The following is an 18,441-nucleotide window of genomic DNA, read 5'->3' on the forward strand; positions in this document are numbered from 1 at the left end:
GGTCGTCGGTCGTCGGTCGCCGGTCGCTGATCGTCGGTCGTCGGCGGAGTAGGTCAGTTGAGGACCTGCACCTCGGCAACCTTGAGCTGGAAGGTGGCGCTCTGCGGCATGGGGATCGGGTCGACCTTGGTGTTCAGGCCCGTGACGGTGACCTCGCCCACCCAGTTCGCCGTGGCGGACACGGTGAACGCGCCGCCGGGCTCACCGGCCGAGCCGGTCGGGAACTCGAAGCCGCAGTCGGGGGACTTGGCGGCGCCGTAGCCGGGGTCGTACGGCGTCCCGGGCTTGTCGCAGGTCAGCGAGTACTTGTCGTTGAAGGTCCAGACCACGTTCTTCAGCCTGGGCGTGACGGTGACGGTGATGCCCTGGAGCGGCAGGGAGATGGGATCGGGCGCCTGGCGGCCGTTCAGCCAGAGCCAGACCGGTGACTTCACCACCGCCGTGCCGAGTGGCGCGGCGGCGGGCGCGGGGGCCGGGAAGGGCATCCGGCCCACGATCTTCATCGCGATCGCCCGCGGGTCCGGCGGCGGTGCGGAGGGTGCGGTGGCGCTGAACTGGATCTTGCCCGGGGAGAAGCCTCCCCCGGCCTGCGGGCACGACGGCAGGTACAACGAACCCTCGGACGGTTTGTGCCCCTCCCACGCGGGGTCGTCGGCCGGCTTGTCGACGGTGGTGTAGTAGCAGCCGTCGCTGTTGCTGAACCAGCCCATCTCGGGGTCGTGGCACGGCCATTCCTGCCCGTGGTAGCTGCACAGCAGCGGGCCGCCGCTGTTTCCGCCCCCGCCACCGCCTCCGTTTCCGCCGCCCGTGGACGTGCCTCCCCCACCGTGGACCTCACCGCAGATCACGTTCGGGGCGCATTGCTGCGCGCTGCCGCCCGGTGTTTCGTCCGCGATCGCCGGAACGGCCGCCGACATCAGCAGCAGGGCCGCCGACACCGGCGCGAGGGGTGCGAATCGCCGAGCGGTATTCCTGGTGTTCAGCATGTCCGGTCCGCCTCCCGCTTGAAGTCGTAGATCAGCCAGCGTGCTTGGAACCAGCGCAGGGACGCCTTCGCCACGTACCGGTCGACCCGCCCCACCGGTTCCCGCGCGGCCTTCGTGGTGGCGTCGACCCGGTTCCACTGCGACACGTCGAGGCAGTCCTCGATCACCGCGGTGTGCGGATCGGCGTTCAGGTCGACCGCCGTCACGACGGCGGAATTGCGCGGCGCCCCGGTCATCACCAGTTTGGCGTCGTGGAGTTGACGCAGTCCGACGAGCGTATCGGCGAGCGCCTGTCCGGAGGAGTACGTCTCCAGAGCGATTCCGTCCGAATCCGTGCGCCCGAATGCCTCGGTCTGGGCCCGCCACCAGTCCTGATAGGTGTTCACGGCCAGTCGGCCCGCGGCACCTTCCGGACCGGTGGTCGGCGCGATCGTGGCGTTTACGGAACCACCCGAAGGAGTTAGCGGGTTCACTTGCGCGACGCTCGGCGCACCCGTCCCGAGACGATCGACGGAACCGCCCGGCCCACCGCTCGCGCACGCGCCCAGCAGCATCGCCAGAACCACCCCACCGACCCCAACCGCCCCAGGGCGCAACACATTTCCGCGCTGCCGCATCGCCCCACCTCATCGCGACCGAACCCGACCGAAGTCCGTGGCCGCCGGAAGAATTCCGCCGTCCCACCGATGTTTCCGCGGGGCATCGATTCTTCGCCAACCCACCCCATCACGGCAACACCTCGGGCCCCCTGACCTTACGCGGAAGGCGGATCCGTCGGGGCACTTTCGCGCCACAGGACGGCCAACAGTTCTTCGGAAAGCGACAATCCGGCCAATGCGCCCCGCACCGCCGCCCGATTGCGCATCAAGAGGCGCCCGCCCTGCGGCGGAACGAGCAGGCGCGCGCCCGGCGCACCCGAACTTCCGGCCGGTTCCGCGCGGTCCACGACCGCGGCGACGGCGGGCTGGAGGTCCAGCGGCCCGACGGCGGCCGGCGCACCCGGCAGGCCCTGGCGCAGCACGGTGGTGAGGGCGTGGCTGAACGATCCCTCACCGCCCGGCAGCACGGCGTCCCGGCCGCGTCTACCGGGGACGTAACGACCGATCCGGCCCCAGAGCGGGACGCGCGAGTAGGTCAGCAGTTCGCCCGCGCCCTCCTGGCCGGAACGGGTGTCGGCACCGCGTTCGAGCGCCGCCCAGGTGTCCCGGTCGGCGACGGCGTCGACGAGCAGCAGCGTCTCCTCCTGGTCGCCGTGCACCATGGCGCTGACCACCCAGTCCCAGGCGAGGCCGCGGCGGTAGGCGTTGCCGGCGGTGCTGCCGGCCGTGACCAGGGCGAGCCGGCGCCCGCGCGGGTCGGCCACCAGTTGGCCGAGCAGGCAGACCACCAGCCAGCGACCGGGGTGCTGGGCCGCCGAACGGACGGCGGTGAGCATCGCGTTGGCGTCCGCGTCCGGCGCGACGGCGGTGACCCGGCAGCCCCCCGCGCCGGTGTCGAAGCACATCCCGGGCAGTTCCCCGGCGAGCAGGCGGGCGCCGTCCGGCGCGTGCGCCGACCCGCCGAAAGCCTTGTCGGGGCCGCCGTCCGCCCCGATCACCACCAGATCGACCCCACCGGCCATCAGCACACCCCCTCCTCGCCGGCCCCGGCGCACCCGGGGCCGCCCGCCGGGCAGGCTACCGCCCCCGGCCGCCGCCGACGGGGCTCCCGGCCCCTTCGCTCCGGGACCATGGGCCCTATCGGCCCGCGCGGCGGCCGGAGGACGATCGGACGCATGGAGCCCGACGACCGTGTGGAGACCCTGAGCGAGACCGAGTGCCTACGGCTGCTCAGCACCGTGCCCGTCGGGCGCGTGGTGTACACCGAGCACGCGCTGCCCGCCGTCCTGCCGGTCTCCTTCGAGGTCGTGGACGGGCGGTTGCTGCTCGCCGTGCGCCGGGGGAGTGCGACCGCGCGCGGGCTCGACGGCACCGTCGTGGCATTCCAGGCCGACCTCCTGGACCCGGTCACCCGCACCGGATGGAGCGTGCTCGTGCACGGGCGGGCCAACGCGGTCGGCGACCCCGAGCAGGTGCGGCGGGCGCTGCGCTCCGGGCTGCGGCCCTGGGTGGGGGACCCGGAGCCGACGTACTTCGCGCTGGTGCCGGAGCTGGTGAGCGGGCGCCGGCTGCTCCCGGCCGGACACGGGGTCCTGTGGTCCTGAGGGGTGCCGCGGGTCTCGACGAGTTGCTGCGGGTCCTGAGGGGTGCCGCGGGTCCTGAGGGGTGCTGCGGGTCCCTAGGGGCGCTGCGGTCCTGAGGCGCTGACCTGGGAGTTCCGCGTCCACCCTCGATGAGGTGCGGGGCCCGCTCCTGACAGGTACCCGGGAGTAGGCATACCCTGCCGACGTCCTGATCACCGGGCTGCGGCCCGTCCCCCTCCAGGAGCGACCGTGACGAGCTTCGCCTCCCTCGCCGACCTCACCTCCGCCGTCGGCACCGAGCTGGGCACCAGCCAGTGGCACACGATCGAGCAGCGGCAGATCGACCTGTTCGCCGAGGCGACCGGCGACCACCAGTGGATCCATGTGGACCCGCAGCGGGCCAAGGAGAGCCGGTTCGGCTCGACGATCGCGCACGGGTACCTGACGCAGTCGATGATCCCGGTGCTCGCCAAGGAGTGCTACAGCGTCGAGGGGGTGCGGATGGCGCTCAACTACGGGTCGGAGAAGGTGCGCTTCCCGGCGCCCGTGCCGGTGGGCACCGCGATCCGGGCCACCGCCGAGCTCGTCTCGGCCACCGAGGTGCCGGGCGGGGTCCAGGCGGTCGTGCGCTTCACCATCACCAGCGCGGAGAGCGCCAAGCCGCACTGCGTCGCGGAGACGATCACCCGCTTCTACGCCTGACCCGCCGCCCGGGGGCCCACCCTCAGCGGCGGGCCCGCACTCCAATTGGCCTGTACGCCGATCGGCTCGCACTCCTATCGGCCCGTGCTCCGATCGGCCCGTACTCCGACTGGTCCGTACTCCGATTGGCCCGCACGGACGTCTCCACCGGGTCCGGACGGCTCACGGGGCGTAATCTCCGACGAGATGGTTGTCGCACTGCGTGGGGGCCGCACCCGGCCCGCCCCGTGGTGCGCCCCCCGGCATGCCCGGTAGCCGTGACCGTCCCTGGAGGAGCCGTGCCCCGCCCTGCCCCGTGGTTCTCCCGCCTCGCCGGTCTGACCTCCCAGCTCGCCCCTCCGCCCGCACGCCCGGCCCGCGGCCCGGGATCCAGCCCGGGAACCAGCCCGGGACCCGGACTCGCCCAACTGCCCCGCGCGGCCTGGCACCGCGTGCGGGCCGAGGCCTTCGGGGCCGACCCGCGCGGCGAACGACTGGCCCGCATCCACCGCTCCCCGCAGTTCGCCGACGGCTCCTTCCGCAACCCGCTGCCCACCCGCCGGCTGGTGTACGAGCGCAGCCCGCTGGAGATCACCCTCGCCCAGCTGTCCGGCGACAAGACCCGCCGGGCGCCCGCCGCCGCCGTACCGGTGCACCGGCTCCTGCCCTCCGACCTCGCCGAGCCGCCGGAGTCCGGGCTGCGGCTCACCTGGCTCGGGCACGCGACCGTCCTCGCCGAGATCGGCGGACGCCGGGTGCTGCTCGACCCGGTGTGGGGCGAGCGCTGCTCGCCGTTCGCCTGGACGGGCCCCAAGCGGCTGCACCCGGTGCCGCTGCCGCTCGCCGAACTCGGCCCGGTGGACGTGGTCGTGGTCTCGCACGACCACTACGACCACCTCGACATGGCGACCGTCCGCGCGCTCAACGGGACGGGCGCGGTGTTCGCGGTGCCACTCGGGGTCGGTGCGCACCTGGAGCACTGGGGGGTGCCGGCCGCGCGGATCGTCGAGCTGGACTGGTGGGAATCGGCCGAGGTCGCCGGGCTGACGCTGACGGCCACGCCCGCCCGGCACTACTGCAGCCGGGGACCGCGCACGAGCGCGCTGTTCCTGTGGGCGTCCTGGGTAGTGGCCGGCGGCGGGCACCGGATCTTCCACAGCGGGGACACCGGCTACTTCCCCGGCTTCGCCGAGATCGGGCGCCGGCTCGGACCGTTCGACGCGACGATGATGCAGGTCGGCGCGTACAGCGACTTCTGGCCCGAGGTCCACATGACGCCCGAGGAGGGCGTGCGGGCGCACCTGGACCTGGGCGGCGAACTGCTGCTGCCGATCCACTGGTGCACCTTCAACCTCGCGCTGCACCCGTGGGAGGAGCCGGCCGAGCGGGTGGTCACGGCCGCCCACGCGCTCGGCGCCCACCTCGCGGTACCCCGCCCGGGCAAGCCGTTCGAACCGGTGAATCCGCCCGCCCTGCGGCTGTGGTGGCGAGCGGTCGCGGCGGCGGCGCGCGGGAGCGTCGACCCGGTGGTGGTCCGGGAGACGGGTTTCAGCGAACAGATTTCAAAATCTGTTCGCTGAAATCTGTTATCTGTTATCTGTCTTCTGTCAGCTGTCTTCTGTCATCTGTTACCCGTCGCCCGTCGCCGCTCCCCCCGGCGTCCGCCCGCCCCCTACGCCCTACTCCCCCAGGACGTCTCGCAGCGCCCGGGCCTCCTTCACCACCCGGCCAGAGCCGCCGTTCGCCGCCGTGCCCGTCACCTCGGCGATCGCACCGCGCGTCCCCGTCCGGCGGGCGCAGTCGGCGGCCAGCGCGACGAGGTCCCCGAGGCCGCGCACGCTCTGGTCCGCGGCCAGCAGAACCGGCAGCGCGGCGCCGAGCACCGACCACACCGTCGCGTACGCCCCCGTCCCTGCAGCGAGGCCCAGCGCCGAGGCGAGCCGGGTGGGCTTCACCACACCGCACTCGACCAGTGCGCCCAGCTCCCGCCCGAGGAGCGCGCCGTCGAGGTCGCCGCGGGCGGCCAGCACGAGCAGCGCGTCGACGGCCGCCGTCCGGTCCTCGGCGTGCCGGGCACCGAGCCCGTACCCGAGGACCAGGTGCAGCGCCAGCCCCGCCCGCCCGCCGGCCTCGGCGAGCACGGGCAGCAGCGGCCCCGCCCCGCGCTCGTCGAAGTCGGCCGCCGAGGCGAACCAGTCGAGCCAGCGGGCCGCCAGCTCCTCGCGGTGCCACGGCAGCATCGCCGCCCAGTGCGCCGTCGGCGTCCACAGCCAGTGCCGCTGCGCCCGGACCCACGCCACGCTCGGCTCGGTGCCGTCCAGCAGCGCCAGGAAGTCGCCGGCGAGCCGTTCGCCCGCCGGCCCCTCGGGCCCGGCGCCGAGGCCCGGCTGGGCGACGGCGACCCGGTGCAGGTCCTCCCACCAGCGCTCGCCGTAGAGGTGCGAACTCTTCGCGCCCCGGCCGGGCGCGAAGACCACCCGCTCCGACGCCTGGCCGGGCAGGCCGCCGTCGCGCAGCCACTGAGCCACCCACCGCCCGGCGGGCGTGGGCACCGCCTCCGCCGCGCGGAGCACGCCGGCGTCGGCCGGCCCGACCCGCAGCAGCGCCGAGCACAGGTCCGCCTGGCCCGGCGTGACGCCCGCCGCCGCGTACCCGGCCAGCCGCTCGACCAGCACCGCCGCGTCCAGCGCGCCGGTCGCGTCGGTGGGTGTGGCCAGCAGGTACGGCGGGCGGTTCGCCGTCACCTGCCACGCCGCCTCCTCCAGCCGGGCGGCGAGCACCCGGCCGTACAGCGTCGTGTGGTCGCCGCGCAGCGGGGAGCGGCCCTTGCCGCCGAGGAAGTCCCGGAGCCGGTGCGGCGGCGTCCGGCCGGCCGCCGCCGTCGCGACGTAGAGGACGCCCCCGGGGCCGCAGTCCTGCCAACGCCCGACGTCGTTCCACTCGTGCACCCGAAGGACCGGCCCCAGCGCCTCGACGAGCGCGGCCCGGTCCTCGCAGGCGTGCCGCACGAGCCCGTCCAGGACGCGCTCGAACACCGCGACCTCCGGCGCCGAGGACGCGAGCAGCGCGGACAGCTCCTCCGCGACCTCCGCCGCCGAGGCGATCGGCGCCCCGAGCGGCAGCGGCTCGGGAACGGGCGGCAGCAGCTCGTTCCACCCGGTGTCCGGGTCGTCCCCGCCGACCGGCGCGCCGAACAGCTCGCCCGCCCGCGAATGGTGGACGGGGTTCAACCCCTCTGCGGCGAACAGGAGTTCGGGCAGCACCGCGCTCCCGGACGCCTTGAGGTGACGGGCCACCACGTTCAACGCCCGCTCCTGGACGCCCGCGTCCGGGTGCCCGAACGCCCCGGCCGCGGCGAGCACCACCGCGCCCGCCCGCTCCGGCGAGCGCCGGGCCGCCTTGTCCAGCCACCCCAACTGCGCGCGCACCAGCTTCTTCTCGGCCCGGAACAGCACCACCGCCGAGGCCTCGCCCAGCAGTTCGGGCTCGACCAGCCCGGCCTCGTCCAGCCCGGCCAGCTCCTCCTGCGCGTACCCGGCGATGACCGCCAGGCCGTCCAGCATCGCGACCAGATCCCTTGCGCGGACGGCGCACTCCTCACGCGTGGGCGCGAGGGCGCGCAACACGTCCAGGAAGACGCGCTGGTCGGCGAGCCTCCCGCCGCGCAGCAACCGGGCCAGGCAGCGGTCGAGCACCTCGCCGCGCTCCAGCGTTCCGGACGTCGCGAGCTCCGCCACCGCCTCGGCGAAGACGTCCCCGGGCCGGGGGCTGAGCCGCCAGGACAACAGCCCGCCGAGGTCGTCGAGTTCGAAGACCCTCGGTATCAGCACAGGGGTGAAGGCATCGGCGCGCAGCGCGTCCGCGAGCGTCGGGCGCGGGCCGGTGGCGCCGATGACCTTGCCGTCCACCCACTGCCGCACGAACGGCTCGCTCTGCGGCACCGCGCACCCGGTGCGCCGCACCACGGCCTCGACCACCGGGTGGAGCGACCAGCCCCAGCCCGGCGCCGCCCGCTCGGCCAGCCGCGCGGCCACCTCGACCTGCCACTCCACCGGCTGCGCCGCGACGACCACGGCCAGCTCCCGGGGCAGCGTGCCGCTGCGCCCGCCGAAGTCCCGCCCGCCGATCCAGGTGGCCGCCCCGGCCGGGCCCGCGTGGCAGCCGGCCCCGGCGACCAGCAGGGCGGCGGCCCGCGCGTTCGCGAGGTTCGACCACTCGCCGCGGATCTCCCGGCGCTGCTCCTTCAGCCCGGGCACGCAGGCCCGCCGCTGCGCCGGGTCCAGCGCGGCGAGCAGACCGGGCACCGCCCGCACCGCACCGCTCCGGACGGCCGCGAGCAGCTCGCCGACCCCGTCCGCCATCGCCACGACCGCGTCCGCCGATGCCGCCGCGTTCACGCCCCGGCCTCCTTGCCGTCCCGTACGATCCCCACCGCGAGCGCGTGCTTGCACGGCCCGCGCCCGCCGCGGTACTTGGCCCACCACAGGCAGGTGCAACTCACCCGGCCCGCTTCGTCCGTCCGCACCCGCTGGACATGGTCGTCCACCGTGACGACGGCCGTCGCACCGCCCTCTTCCAGCCGCACCGCGCCCGCCGCGACGAGCGCCCGGGCGGCCCGCAGCCGCGGGTTCGCCGCCTCGGCCCGCCCGGCGTCGTACGGGAGCTGCCGGTGGAAGTAGGCGGCCTCGGCGGTGTCGTAGCCGATCTGCCCGGCGGTGCCCAGCCTGGTGAGCGCGGCCCGCACCCGCTCCGTGGTGAGCCCGGACTGCTCGGCCAGGTCGGCGACCTCGATCCGCGGCTCCCACGCGAGCAGGACGGAGACGAGCTCGGCGTCCCGCTCGACGGTGCCGGTGGCCAGGGCCCCGAGCACGCCGCCCTCGCCGGAGAACCCGCGCGAGGCGTCCGGGGAGAGCGTCAGCGTCAGCCGCATGCCCGGCAGCACGACCTCCCACGCGGAGGCCGCCGGGCCGGCCAGGGCCGCACCGGCCACCGGCCCGTACACCCGAAGCGCGAGCGCGTGCCGCAGCACCCGCTGGAGCGCGACCAGCCGCTCGGGGCCGGGCAGGCAGACCGCGCCGGGAACCGGACGGGTGGTCGGCCGCAGGGTGCGCCCGGCCGGCACGACCCACCCGACGCCGCCGCGCCCGCCGCGCTCGCCACCCCCGCCGCGCGGCAGCGAGCGCAGGAAGCGGACCGCCTCGGCGGCGGGCAGTTCGGCCCGCAGGTCGAAGCCGGCAGCGGTGACCTGCGTCTCGGCGAAGCCGCGCAGCCAGCGCTCGGGCAGCGGCACCTTCTTCTCCATCACCGGCCCGTCGAAGGTGGTGACCTCCAGCGCGTCCGGCCCGACCGCGAGGTGCAGCGGATCGGCCGGGCCGATCCGGGTCAGGGCCTCGCGCAGCGGGTTGTTGACGTCCACGTTGGTGGTGCCGTGGCCGATGTCGTCGCCGTCGAGTCCGGCCTCCAGCACGTCGAGCCGGGCGTAGACGCCGCAGCAGCCGGAGAAGGACTCGAAGCGCAGCCGGTCCCCGTTGGCGGTGACCACCGGGTCGAGCGAGGCGCGCAGCTGCGGCTGGTAGTAGCGGGCGGCGGAGACGTCCGCGACGGCGAGCAGCGCGGCGGCGGCCGGCGCCGGGTCGGCGAGGAAGCCCGTGAAGAACCGCGGGTTGGCCGCCGCGCCGAGCGGCGTGGCCCCGCCCGAGGTGGCCAGGTCGAGTCGCCGGCCGGCCCCCGCGGCGTCCGGATCGAGGACGGCGGAGGGGCGCAGATAGGCGTACGCGTGTGCGGATTGCGTCATGCCGAGCACGCTAGGTGAGGGCACTGACAATTCCTCACCCGCGAGCGCGACTGAAACAGGTTCTACATCTCTTTCGCCCCCTCGATGGTTACCCACGTCACACCGCCACCGGTTGGCATCTGCCACTATGGGCCCGTGACCGACCTGACCGAACAGGCGAGACGAGCCGACGCCCCGGCCGGCTCCTTCGCCTCGCTGCTGGAGATCGAGCGGCTGGACGAGAACACGTTCCGGGGCCGCTGCCACGCCGGGGCGCCGATGCGCGCGTTCGGCGGACAGGTCGCCGCGCAGGCGCTGACCGCCGCCGGGCGCACCTGCGACGACGAACGCGCCGTGCACTCGCTGCACAGCTACTTCCTGCTGCCCGGCGACCCGACCGAGCCGATCGACTACGAGGTCGACCGGGTCCGCGACGGCATGTCCTACACCACCCGCCGCGTCACAGCGGTGCAGAACGGGAACGCGATCTTCACGCTCTCCGCGTCCTTCAAGCGCCCCGAGCCGGCCGCCGAGCGCCACCGCCCGATGCCCCCGGTGCCCGGCCCCGACGGCCTGCCGGACGCGTTCTCGCTCTGGGAGCCGGCCGCCCGCGAGGCCCTCGCCCGCACCGAGGGCTTCCGCGAGCTCGAACTGCGCTTCGTCCCGGACGACGCGCCCGGCCTGCCGGAGGCCGTCCCGGGGATGCCGCAGCAGTTCGTCTGGCTGCGCACCGGCTCCCCGCTGCCGGACGGCGACCCGCTCCTGCACACGTGCGCGCTCACCTACCTGTCCGACCTCACCCTCGCGTCCACCGCCGGACTGCACGTGCAGCCGAACTTCTTCCGGCGCATCGAGCCGCCCCGGCTGCTGATGGCCTCGCTGGACCACGCGATGTGGTTCCACCGCCCGTTCCGGGCCGACGAGTGGCTGCTGTTCGCCCAGCGCAGCCCGTCCTCCTCGGACGGCCGGGGGCTGTCGCTCGGCGAGTTCTACGACCGGGACGGGCGGCTCGTCGCCTCGGCCGTGCAGGAGGCGCTGATCCGGGAACGGCGCTGAGCCGGGCCGGGCCCGGCGGCCGGCGCCGCCCTGCTCAGCGCCGTCCCGGGCCTCCCCGGCACGGCGGTGACCGCCCGGCGAACGGAAGGGGGCCGGTCGGCGTCATACTCCTGAGCGGCCCCGGCCCGTATCATGGTGCGGGTGACCAAGGTTGACCTGTCACCACGGCCGGTGGAGGCGATGTCTCCGCGTCAGCTCGAACGCCGCGAAAGCCTGATCGCGGCGGCGCTCGCCCTGGTGAACGAGATCGGCGTCGAGCGGCTGCAGATGAAGCAGGTCTGCGAGCGGTCCGGAGTCGCCCTGGGGACGGCGTACCGCTACTTCTCCTCCAAGGACCACCTCCTGGCGGCGGCGATCGCCGAGTGGCACCGCCTGCTGCTGGCCGATCTGGTGGCCGAGCTGCGCGGGCCACGCGCCGGGCTGGGGGCCACGGACCGGGCGGTGCGGTTCGTCCGCGGCGGGATGCGCGCCTACCAGCGGCAGCCCGAGCTGGCGCGGCTGCGGGTGGCCGTCGCCGCGTCCACCGACCCCTTCGCCAGCGAGGCGCTGCAGGGCATGGCCCGGGCCGACAGCGCCGCGCTCCAGGCGCTGATGGGCGAGGTGCCGGGCGCCGCGAGCGACCTCGTGCGGCACATCGTGGGCCACGCCTGGCAGGGCGAGCTGACCGCGTGGGTGACCGGCCGCACGACGCTCGGGGACGCCAGGCGGCGCCTGGAGGACGTGGTGCGGCTGGTCCTGACCCCGTACGAGACGCCCTACCCGGCGCCCTACGAGGTCCAGACCGCGGTCCAGACCACTGCCGTACCGGCCACCGCGGTCCAGACCGCGCCGGTCCCGACCACCGCCTAGACCGGGCCCCTGCCTAGACCGGGCCCCCGCCGGGTGCCGGTCCCGCGACCACCGTCACCGGGTGAGCCACCACCGCACCGAACAGGTAGCCCTCCCGGTTGAACTCCGCCGACCGCGGCTGCGTGCCGCCCCGGCGGTCCGTCGCCCGGGCGAGCAGCTCGTGGCGGCCGGGCCCCGCGGGGCGCCAGCCGATGCTCCAGCGCGTCCAGTCGCGGGCGCGCGGCTCGTCGTGCAGCTCGGCCCGCCGCCACGTCCGGCCGCCGTCGTCGCTCACCTCCACCCGGAGCACCGCGGCCCCGCCGGACCACGAGCGGCCGTGCAGCCGGTGGGTGCGCCCGGCCGCCAGCACGGCGCCCTCGGCGAGCTCGAAGGCGCACTTCGGCACCTGCCGGCTCAACGGGGCGCCGCCGCCGGGCGGGTGGCCGGGGCCGAACATCCGGTAGAAGTCGGTGTTCCAGGGCGAGGACAGCGGCCGGTCGGCGACCTCGATCGAGCCGAGCCACTTGATCGAGGCGATGCCCACCCAGCCCGGCACCACCAGTCGGGCCGGCGCGCCGTGGTCGGGCGTCAGCGGCTCGCCGTTCATCCCGTAGGCGAGCAGCACGTCGTCCAGCGCCTTGGCGAGCGGCAGCGGGCGGCGCACCGGGCCGTGGTCGACGCCGTCGCGGACGTAGTGCGGGTCGAGGCCAGCCGGCAGCAGGTCGACCGCGCCGGGGCCCAGCCCGGCCTCGCGGAGCACGTCGGCGAGCCGGACGCCGTACCAGCTCGCGGAGCCGACACCGCCGAGCGCCCAGGGCGTGCCCGGGACGCGCTGGTGCTGGCGGCTCGCGTAGTAGCTGCGGCCGTTCCCGGCGCACTCGATCAGGGCGCTGATCCGGGTGCGGGGCAGGGCCCGGAGGTCGTCGAGGGAGAACTCGACCGGCCGGTCGACGGACGGGGAGCCGCGCAGACCGGTGCCGAACAGCCGCAGCCGCCACGTGCCGGGGTCGATCAGCGGGGTGCGGGTGTGGTTGCGGACGAAGAACCGTTCCACCGGGACGTGCCGGCCGATCGCCGCGCCGCCGTCCGCGCCGCGCAGCGCGTCCCAGCGCATCTCGGCGTTGGTGTCGTGCGCCACGAACCACGCCGCGGGCAGCGGCTTGACGATCCCGGGCACGTGGACGGACTCAGGGACAGACTCACGAACGGATTCCCGAACGGACACCTCGGCTGGTGCGTGGGCGGGCGCATGGACGTCATCGGCCATGGGCGGACTCCTTCCCTCCGGACGGAAGGCACTGTGCGCCACCGTTCCGTCACGCTCCGGATGGTACGGCCGCGCACCGGCCCCCCGTAAGACGGCCGGGGGGGGCTTGACCTTCTCACCGGTGTGAACACCTACGGTACGGACGAGCCGCGCCCCGCACCCACGGACAGGAGCACCCACGATGGCGTCCACCCCCTTCCCCCCGCTCGCCCGGATCGTCCGCGGCACCGGCCCCGGCCTGCTGCTCGCCCACGGCGCCGGCGGCAGCGCCCGGGACAACTGGGGCCCGCTGCTGGCCGGCCTCGCCGCCCACCGCACCGTCGTCGCCCCCGACTACCCCGGCTCCGGCGACACCCCCTACGAGCCCGGCGAGCCCACCCTCGACGACCTCGCCGACCGGCTCGTGGCGACCGCCGACGAGGAGGGCCTCGACACCTTCGACCTGGCCGGCTACTCGCTCGGCGCCGCCGTCGCCGTCCGGGCCGCCACCCGCCACCCCGGGCGGGTCCGCTCGCTGCTGCTCCTCGCGGGCGTGGCCGGCGGCTCGGCGCGGCTGCGACTGCTGGCCGACCTCGCCATCGACCTCGCCGACCGCCCGGCCGACCTGACCCGCCTGATGCTCACCGTCGTGCTCGGCGGGACGTGGATCGACGCGCTCTCCCCCGACGACCTCGCGTTCCTGCGGGAGTCGCTCGACACGCCCGTCCCGGCGGGCTTCCGGCAGCAGTTCCGGCTGGCGGGCCGGGCCGACGTGCGCGCCGAGCTCGCCGCGATAGCCGTGCCGACCCTCGTCGTCAGCACCACCGAGGACCAACTCGTGCCGCCCGGCCAGCACCGAGTCCTGGCCGACGGCATCCCCGGCGCCCGCCTCGCCGAAATCCCCTCCGGCCACCTCCCCGTGGTCGAGCGGCTGCCCGAACTGCGGTCCGTGGTGCTCGACTTCCTCAAGGAACTGGACGCCACGGCCGCCTGAGGCCTGCCGCCGAGCCCTCGGGGAGCAGCGGGCGACGGCGGGGAACACCGCCCGCCGACGGGACGTTCGCCCGGTCATGCGCATCGGAGAAGTCTCCCGCCTGACCGGGGTGTCCACCCGCCTGCTCCGCTACTACGAGGAGCAGGGTCTGCTCGAACCGGCCCGCTCGGCCGCCGGCTACCGCGAGTACGCCGAGGCCGACACCGTCCGGGTCCGGCAGATCCGCAGCCTGCTCGCGGCCGGCCTGTCCACCCGCGTCATCGCCGAGATCCTCCCCTGCGCCACCGGCCCGATCCCGGCCCTGGAGGCCTGCCCGGACCTGCTCGCCACACTGCGCGGCGAACTCGCCGACATCGACTCGCGCATCGACGAGCTGACCCGAAGCCGCCAGGCGCTCGCCCGCTACCTGACCACCGCGCACGCCCCAGCACACGAGTACGCGGCCTGACCACCGCGCGCCCCGCCGACGCACGAGTACGGAGCCTGACCGTCACCGGCGAGCGGCCGTGACGGGACGTAAGTCCCCTCCCGCCGCCTCCCCGGCGCGCCCTCCCCGCCCTCGCGGTGCGAACTGGACATAGTGCGATATGCAGCCGAATCCCCGTCATATCGCCGCCGCCCCGGTCCGCCCCGCGAGGTACGAGAGGTACGCCCGATGAGCACCCAGCCGCCGCAGTCCGAGCCCCGACCCAAGGGTCCGGACGAACCCGCCGCGACCCTCCCCGTCGACCGGGTGGTGTTCGGGGTCGGCGCCGTCCTGGTCCTGGCGGTGGTCGCCTGGGGCATCTTCGCCGAGGACTCCCTCGGCCGGACCTCGAAGACGGCGCTCGGCTGGGTCCTGCACAACTTCGGCTGGCTGTTCGTCGTCGCCGCCGACGTGTTCCTCGCCCTCACCGTCCTGCTGGCCTTCAGCCGCTTCGGCCGCATCCGGCTCGGCCGCGACGACGACGAGCCCGAGTTCTCCACCCTCGCGTGGGTCGCGATGATGTTCAGCGCCGGCATGGGCATCGGCCTCATGTTCTACGGTGTCGGCGAGCCGCTGCAGCTGTTCGCCGCCCCGCAGCCCGGCTCCGGCCTCGAACCGCAGAGCGCCGCCGCGGCCCAGCAGGCCATGGAGTTCTCGCTGTTCCACTGGACCCTGCACCCGTGGGCGATCTACGCCGTCGGCGGCCTCGCGCTCGCCTACACCACCTTCCGCAAGGGCCGGGGCAACCGGATCTCCTCGGCCTTCGTCCCGCTGATCGGGCAGCGCGGCGCGGACGGCTGGCCGGGGCGGGCGATCGACCTGCTCGCCGTGTTCGCCACCGTCTTCGGCTCGGCGACCAGCCTCGGCCTCGGCGCCCTCCAGGTGGCCGACGGGCTCGGCTACATCTCGTCCGTCCGCAACACCCAGAACGCCCAGATGGTCATCATCGGCTCGCTGACCGCCGCCTTCGTGCTGTCCGCGTTCTCCGGCGTCCACAAGGGCGTCAAGTGGCTCTCCACCGCGAACGTCGTGCTCGCCTCGCTGATCATGCTCTTCGTGTTCGTGTTCGGGCCCTCGGTGTTCGTCCTGGACGCCGTCCCGTCCACCGTCGGCGGGTACCTGTCCGACCTGCTCGCGATGTCCACCCAGACCGGCGCCTTCACCGACGAGAGCTGGCTCGGCTCCTGGACGATCTTCTACTGGGCCTGGTGGCTGTCCTGGGCGCCGTTCGTCGGCACCTTCATCGCCCGCATCTCGCGCGGCCGGACCATCCGCCAGTTCCTGCTCGGCGTGCTGCTGGTGCCCAGCGGGGCCACCGTCGTCTGGTTCTGCGTGATGGGCGGCACCGCGATCCGGCTGGTCACCACCCGCACCGCCGACCTCGTCGCCACGATCCCGCAGGGCGCCGAGGCCTCGCTGTTCGAGATGCTGCGCTCGCTGCCGCTCGGGTCGGTGACCAGCGTCGTCGCGGTGGTGCTCGTGATGACCTTCTTCATCACCAGCGCCGACTCCGCCTCGCTCGTCCTCGGCTCGCTGTCCAGCCGGGGCTCGCTGCACCCGCGCACGTGGCTCGTCGTGGTGTGGGGCGTGCTCATGGGCGGGGTCGCCGCCGCGCTGCTGCTCGCGGGCGGGCTCACCGCCCTGCAGAACGCGACGATCCTCGTCGCACTGCCGTTCGTCGTCGTGATGCTGCTGCTCTGCGTGTCCCTCGTGAAGGAGCTGCGGGAGGACCCGGCCGCCGGGCCGTCCCGGTTCCACCCGGCGCACGGACTGCGGGACGCGGTCCGCGTCGCGGTCGGCGAGGCCCTCGCCGACGCGGGCCGCCGCGACCGCACACCACCCGTCTGACCAGCCACGACGCCCCGCCCGAGCCAGGTTGGGGCGTATCCGCCCCAACCGACGTCCAACCCCCGTCCGGACTTAACCCGTGCGTACCGACCGTTCATTCCGTCCTGCCACCCTCCGTGACATGAACGCCTTCCCTCCGGCGACCTACCAGGAACCGCGCTTCCCGCTCCCCCAGCGCCACCGCCGCCTGCTCGCCTGCGCCGCCGTCCTCGCCTCCATCGTCCTCGGCACCTTCGGCGTCGGCGCGACCGTGGAGACCGTCCGGCACGACACCGTGACGACGACCGCCACCGCCGGCAAGTAACCGACCGCCCCACCGGACCCACCAGCACCGCCGTCCCCCAGGGGCGCGGTGCTTTCGCATGTCCGGGCCGGACAGCCCGGGAGGGCCTCGGGAGCGCCTACTCGCCCTCGTCGCGGCGGGAGTGGCGGCCCGTGCCCGGGGAGGGGCGGAGGTCCAGCGCGGGGGCGTAGCGGGCGGCCGGGGGGCGCAGGAGCCATGCCGGGGGCCGGGTCGCACGCGGGGCGGGGGTGATCAGGCCCAGGCGGTGCAGGAGGTCGAGGGCGTCGCGGCGCAGCGCGGTGCGGTCGGCGAGGTAGTCGCGGCGCCAGCCGGCCGGGAGGCCGTACTCGTCGGCGATGTCGCCGAGGACGCCGTCTATCAGCGCGTCGGGGATCGGCACGTCGCCGTCGGTCGGGTCGCCGGGCAGCGGGCGGACCTCCTCGACGAGGCGCTCGACGAGCAGCAGGGCCGCCTGCGGCAGGGTGCCGGCACCGGGCAGGGCGAGGTCGGTCAGTTCGTCGGCCGGGTCCAGGAGGGCCACCCCTTCGGCCCTCAACTCGGCTTCCAGGCCAAGGAATTCGCCGAGTGCGGCGGGCCCGCTGAGTCGGTGGTCGCGCAGCCATTCACGCTGTTCGCCGGGGAGGTCGGCGGCGAGGACGGCGGGGGTCTCGGCGAGCAGGCGGCGCACGGCGGTGGCGGGTTCGGCGTCGGCGGCGCGGCGGATGAGGTCGGCGGCGCCGTCGGCGAGGGCGGGCGGCCCGGCGGGGACGGCGCGGGCGAGTTCGCGGTCGACGGTGAGCACGCAGGAGCGGTCGGCGGCGGCCGGGTCGTCCGGGAGCCCGTCGAGCACCTGCCAGCCGGCGAGCGCGGCGAGGGCCATGGCGCGGTCGGCGGGCGCGGCGGGCAGGTCGGGCGCGGCGGCGCGCATGGCGTCGAGCAGCCGCCGGTACGGGAGTTGCTCGGGGGCGTCGACGAGCAGGGCGAGCGCGAGGGCGAGCTGGGCGTAGCCGGCGGGGGTGAACGGGGTGCCGGTGCCGGGGTCGTGGAGGCGGCGGGCGGCGGCGGGGCCGAGGCCGGCCTTGTAGAGGCGGGCGTGCCAGGGGCCGACGACGAGGCGGTAGCCGAGCAGGGTGTCGAAGCGCTCGGTGAGCCAGTCGCGGTGACGACGGATCAGCGGGAAGCCGTCGGCGTGCGGGCCGGAGGCGGTGACGAGGGGGTGGGCGAGCAGCAGCCGCGCGGCGATGCGGCGTTCGGCGGCGGCGTCGGGGTGCGGCGGGTCCTGGGGGCCGCGATCCCGGGCCTCACGCTCCTGGGCAGCAGGCTCATGGGCAGCACACTCCTGAGCGGCACACCCCTGGGCGGCACACTCCTGGACATCGCGGTCCCGGGCTTCACGGGGCTGGACGTCACGCGGCTGCATTTCGCCCGCCTGCGTTCCGCACGCCTGGACCGCGCGCCCCTCGGTTTCCCGCTCCTGAGCGGAACGATCCTGCGCGCCGGACAGCGGCCGGGTCCGCTCGGGCTTGCGGTGCCTTCCGGGCTTGCCCGCCTTGGCGCCTGAGCGCACGACGGGCGGCGCGGCGGCGTCCCGGCGGGCGCGGCGCAGGCCGCGCACCGGGCGGGCCTCGCGGACGCGGCGCACGGCGGCGGCGTGCGCGGTGGGGCCGTGCCACCAGCTGATGTCGGCGTCGGCCGGCACGTCGGCCGGAACACCGAAGTGACGGGCCGGATAGAGGCCGAAGGACGCGGTGCACAGGTCGTCGGCGATGCCGGGGCCGGCCGCGGCGAACCAGTGCGCGAGCCGCAGCAGCCCCGGATCCGGCGACAGCTCCCGCTCCGCCGGGGACTGCCCCTTCACACCGTCAGACCTACTGCCGGGAACGGGGACGGACGGCGTGACGGACGGCGCGACGGACGCCGTGACGGACGGCGTGACGGATGCACAGGAGGTCGCGGACGCAGCGGCGGGGGCGGGTACGGCAAGGACGGCGTCGGTGGTCCCCCGCCCCGTTCCGCCCGTGCGCCCGTCCGGCCTGCCGTCCGCCACCCGGGTGGCGGAGGCCGCGTACTCCTGCTGCTCCATGTCGGGGACCAGACT

General features: G+C 75.1%; 16 protein-coding genes. 9 read left to right on the forward strand and 7 right to left on the reverse strand.

What is annotated here, in order from left to right; all coding sequences use genetic code 11:
- Positions 1-53 precede the first annotated feature (53 nt).
- The 3 genes from ACFXDE_RS00710 to ACFXDE_RS00720 all read right to left on the reverse strand — a co-directional run bounded on the left by ACFXDE_RS00710 (position 54) and on the right by ACFXDE_RS00720 (position 2,607).
- Positions 54-986 carry a hypothetical protein gene (locus ACFXDE_RS00710; RefSeq protein ID WP_380489401.1) on the reverse strand — a complete coding sequence of 311 codons (933 nt, stop codon included), beginning with the start codon at positions 984-986 and terminating at the stop codon, positions 54-56.
- Positions 980-1,552 (reverse strand): hypothetical protein, encoded by a 573-nt coding sequence (locus ACFXDE_RS00715; protein WP_380489404.1) that lies wholly within the window; start codon positions 1,550-1,552, stop codon positions 980-982. The genes ACFXDE_RS00710 and ACFXDE_RS00715 overlap by 7 nt, the downstream gene beginning before the upstream one ends.
- A 188-nt stretch (positions 1,553-1,740) precedes the next feature.
- Positions 1,741-2,607 (reverse strand): hypothetical protein, encoded by an 867-nt coding sequence (locus ACFXDE_RS00720; protein ID WP_380489407.1) that lies wholly within the window; start codon positions 2,605-2,607, stop codon positions 1,741-1,743.
- A 153-nt stretch (positions 2,608-2,760) separates the two neighbouring features.
- Between ACFXDE_RS00720 and ACFXDE_RS00725 the strand changes: the two genes are divergently transcribed.
- The 3 genes from ACFXDE_RS00725 (at position 2,761) to ACFXDE_RS00735 (ending at position 5,429) form a co-directional block, all read left to right on the forward strand.
- Positions 2,761-3,189, forward strand: coding sequence for a pyridoxamine 5'-phosphate oxidase family protein (locus tag ACFXDE_RS00725; RefSeq protein ID WP_380489408.1), 429 nt, complete (start codon positions 2,761-2,763; stop codon positions 3,187-3,189).
- 228 nt (positions 3,190-3,417) lie between these two features.
- A complete protein-coding gene (locus tag ACFXDE_RS00730; protein ID WP_380437893.1) occupies positions 3,418-3,870 on the forward strand; it encodes a MaoC family dehydratase in 453 nt (150 codons plus the stop codon).
- A 407-nt stretch (positions 3,871-4,277) separates the two neighbouring features.
- Complete coding sequence (locus tag ACFXDE_RS00735) at positions 4,278-5,429, forward strand: MBL fold metallo-hydrolase (RefSeq protein WP_380490081.1); 1,152 nt, start codon at positions 4,278-4,280, stop codon at positions 5,427-5,429.
- Between the two features lie 99 nt (positions 5,430-5,528).
- On the opposite strand, the gene ACFXDE_RS00740 is transcribed toward ACFXDE_RS00735, so the two are convergent.
- Positions 5,529-8,246 (reverse strand): DUF6493 family protein, encoded by a 2,718-nt coding sequence (locus ACFXDE_RS00740; RefSeq protein WP_380489411.1) that lies wholly within the window; start codon positions 8,244-8,246, stop codon positions 5,529-5,531.
- Complete coding sequence (locus tag ACFXDE_RS00745) at positions 8,243-9,643, reverse strand: SWIM zinc finger family protein (RefSeq protein ID WP_380489413.1); 1,401 nt, start codon at positions 9,641-9,643, stop codon at positions 8,243-8,245. Before ACFXDE_RS00745 ends, ACFXDE_RS00740 begins: the two co-directional genes overlap by 4 nt.
- Positions 9,644-9,778: 135 nt before the next feature.
- On the opposite strand from ACFXDE_RS00745, the gene ACFXDE_RS00750 reads away from it, so the two are divergent.
- Positions 9,779-10,678, forward strand: a complete 900-nt coding sequence (locus ACFXDE_RS00750; protein WP_380489416.1) for an acyl-CoA thioesterase — start codon at positions 9,779-9,781, stop codon at positions 10,676-10,678.
- A 141-nt stretch (positions 10,679-10,819) separates the two neighbouring features.
- Positions 10,820-11,527: a TetR/AcrR family transcriptional regulator gene (locus ACFXDE_RS00755; protein ID WP_380489418.1), complete on the forward strand. Its 708-nt coding sequence runs from the start codon at positions 10,820-10,822 to the stop codon at positions 11,525-11,527.
- 13 nt (positions 11,528-11,540) lie between these two features.
- Here the strand turns inward: ACFXDE_RS00755 and ACFXDE_RS00760 are convergent, their stop codons facing one another.
- Positions 11,541-12,815, reverse strand: a complete 1,275-nt coding sequence (locus ACFXDE_RS00760) for a sulfite oxidase (protein WP_380489421.1) — start codon at positions 12,813-12,815, stop codon at positions 11,541-11,543.
- 139 nt (positions 12,816-12,954) lie between these two features.
- On the opposite strand from ACFXDE_RS00760, the gene ACFXDE_RS00765 reads away from it, so the two are divergent.
- The 4 genes from ACFXDE_RS00765 to ACFXDE_RS00780 all read left to right on the forward strand — a co-directional run bounded on the left by ACFXDE_RS00765 (position 12,955) and on the right by ACFXDE_RS00780 (position 16,364).
- Positions 12,955-13,746, forward strand: coding sequence for an alpha/beta fold hydrolase (locus ACFXDE_RS00765; protein ID WP_380489423.1), 792 nt, complete (start codon positions 12,955-12,957; stop codon positions 13,744-13,746).
- A 76-nt stretch (positions 13,747-13,822) separates the two neighbouring features.
- Positions 13,823-14,194, forward strand: coding sequence for a MerR family transcriptional regulator (locus ACFXDE_RS00770; RefSeq protein WP_380437881.1), 372 nt, complete (start codon positions 13,823-13,825; stop codon positions 14,192-14,194).
- Positions 14,195-14,401: 207 nt separating this feature from the next.
- A complete protein-coding gene (locus tag ACFXDE_RS00775) occupies positions 14,402-16,060 on the forward strand; it encodes a BCCT family transporter (protein WP_380489427.1) in 1,659 nt (552 codons plus the stop codon).
- Positions 16,061-16,181: 121 nt separating this feature from the next.
- Entirely contained in the window at positions 16,182-16,364 is a 183-nt protein-coding gene (locus tag ACFXDE_RS00780; RefSeq protein WP_380489430.1) for a hypothetical protein, read from the forward strand.
- Between the two features lie 97 nt (positions 16,365-16,461).
- Here ACFXDE_RS00780 and ACFXDE_RS00785 read toward each other — a convergent pair whose 3' ends face one another.
- Complete coding sequence (locus ACFXDE_RS00785) at positions 16,462-18,426, reverse strand: DUF2398 family protein (RefSeq protein ID WP_380489432.1); 1,965 nt, start codon at positions 18,424-18,426, stop codon at positions 16,462-16,464.
- Positions 18,427-18,441: the final 15 nt, after the last annotated feature.

This window comes from Kitasatospora sp. NPDC059408 (assembly GCF_042751525.1).
Classification (GTDB): domain Bacteria; phylum Actinomycetota; class Actinomycetes; order Streptomycetales; family Streptomycetaceae; genus Kitasatospora.

Bases quoted from the DNA above. Each gene is read 5' to 3' on its own strand.
- ACFXDE_RS00710 (WP_380489401.1), bottom strand. From the start codon at position 986: ATGCTGAACACCAGGAATACCGCTCGGCGATTCGCACCCCTCGCGCCG.
- ACFXDE_RS00720 (WP_380489407.1), bottom strand. From the start codon at position 2,607: ATGGCCGGTGGGGTCGATCTGGTGGTGATCGGGGCGGACGGCGGCCCC.
- ACFXDE_RS00725 (WP_380489408.1), top strand. From the start codon at position 2,761: ATGGAGCCCGACGACCGTGTGGAGACCCTGAGCGAGACCGAGTGCCTA.
- ACFXDE_RS00745 (WP_380489413.1), bottom strand. From the start codon at position 9,643: ATGACGCAATCCGCACACGCGTACGCCTATCTGCGCCCCTCCGCCGTC.
- ACFXDE_RS00765 (WP_380489423.1), top strand. From the start codon at position 12,955: ATGGCGTCCACCCCCTTCCCCCCGCTCGCCCGGATCGTCCGCGGCACC.
- ACFXDE_RS00770 (WP_380437881.1), top strand. From the start codon at position 13,823: ATGCGCATCGGAGAAGTCTCCCGCCTGACCGGGGTGTCCACCCGCCTG.
- ACFXDE_RS00775 (WP_380489427.1), top strand. From the start codon at position 14,402: ATGAGCACCCAGCCGCCGCAGTCCGAGCCCCGACCCAAGGGTCCGGAC.
- ACFXDE_RS00780 (WP_380489430.1), top strand. From the start codon at position 16,182: ATGAACGCCTTCCCTCCGGCGACCTACCAGGAACCGCGCTTCCCGCTC.
- ACFXDE_RS00785 (WP_380489432.1), bottom strand. From the start codon at position 18,426: ATGGAGCAGCAGGAGTACGCGGCCTCCGCCACCCGGGTGGCGGACGGC.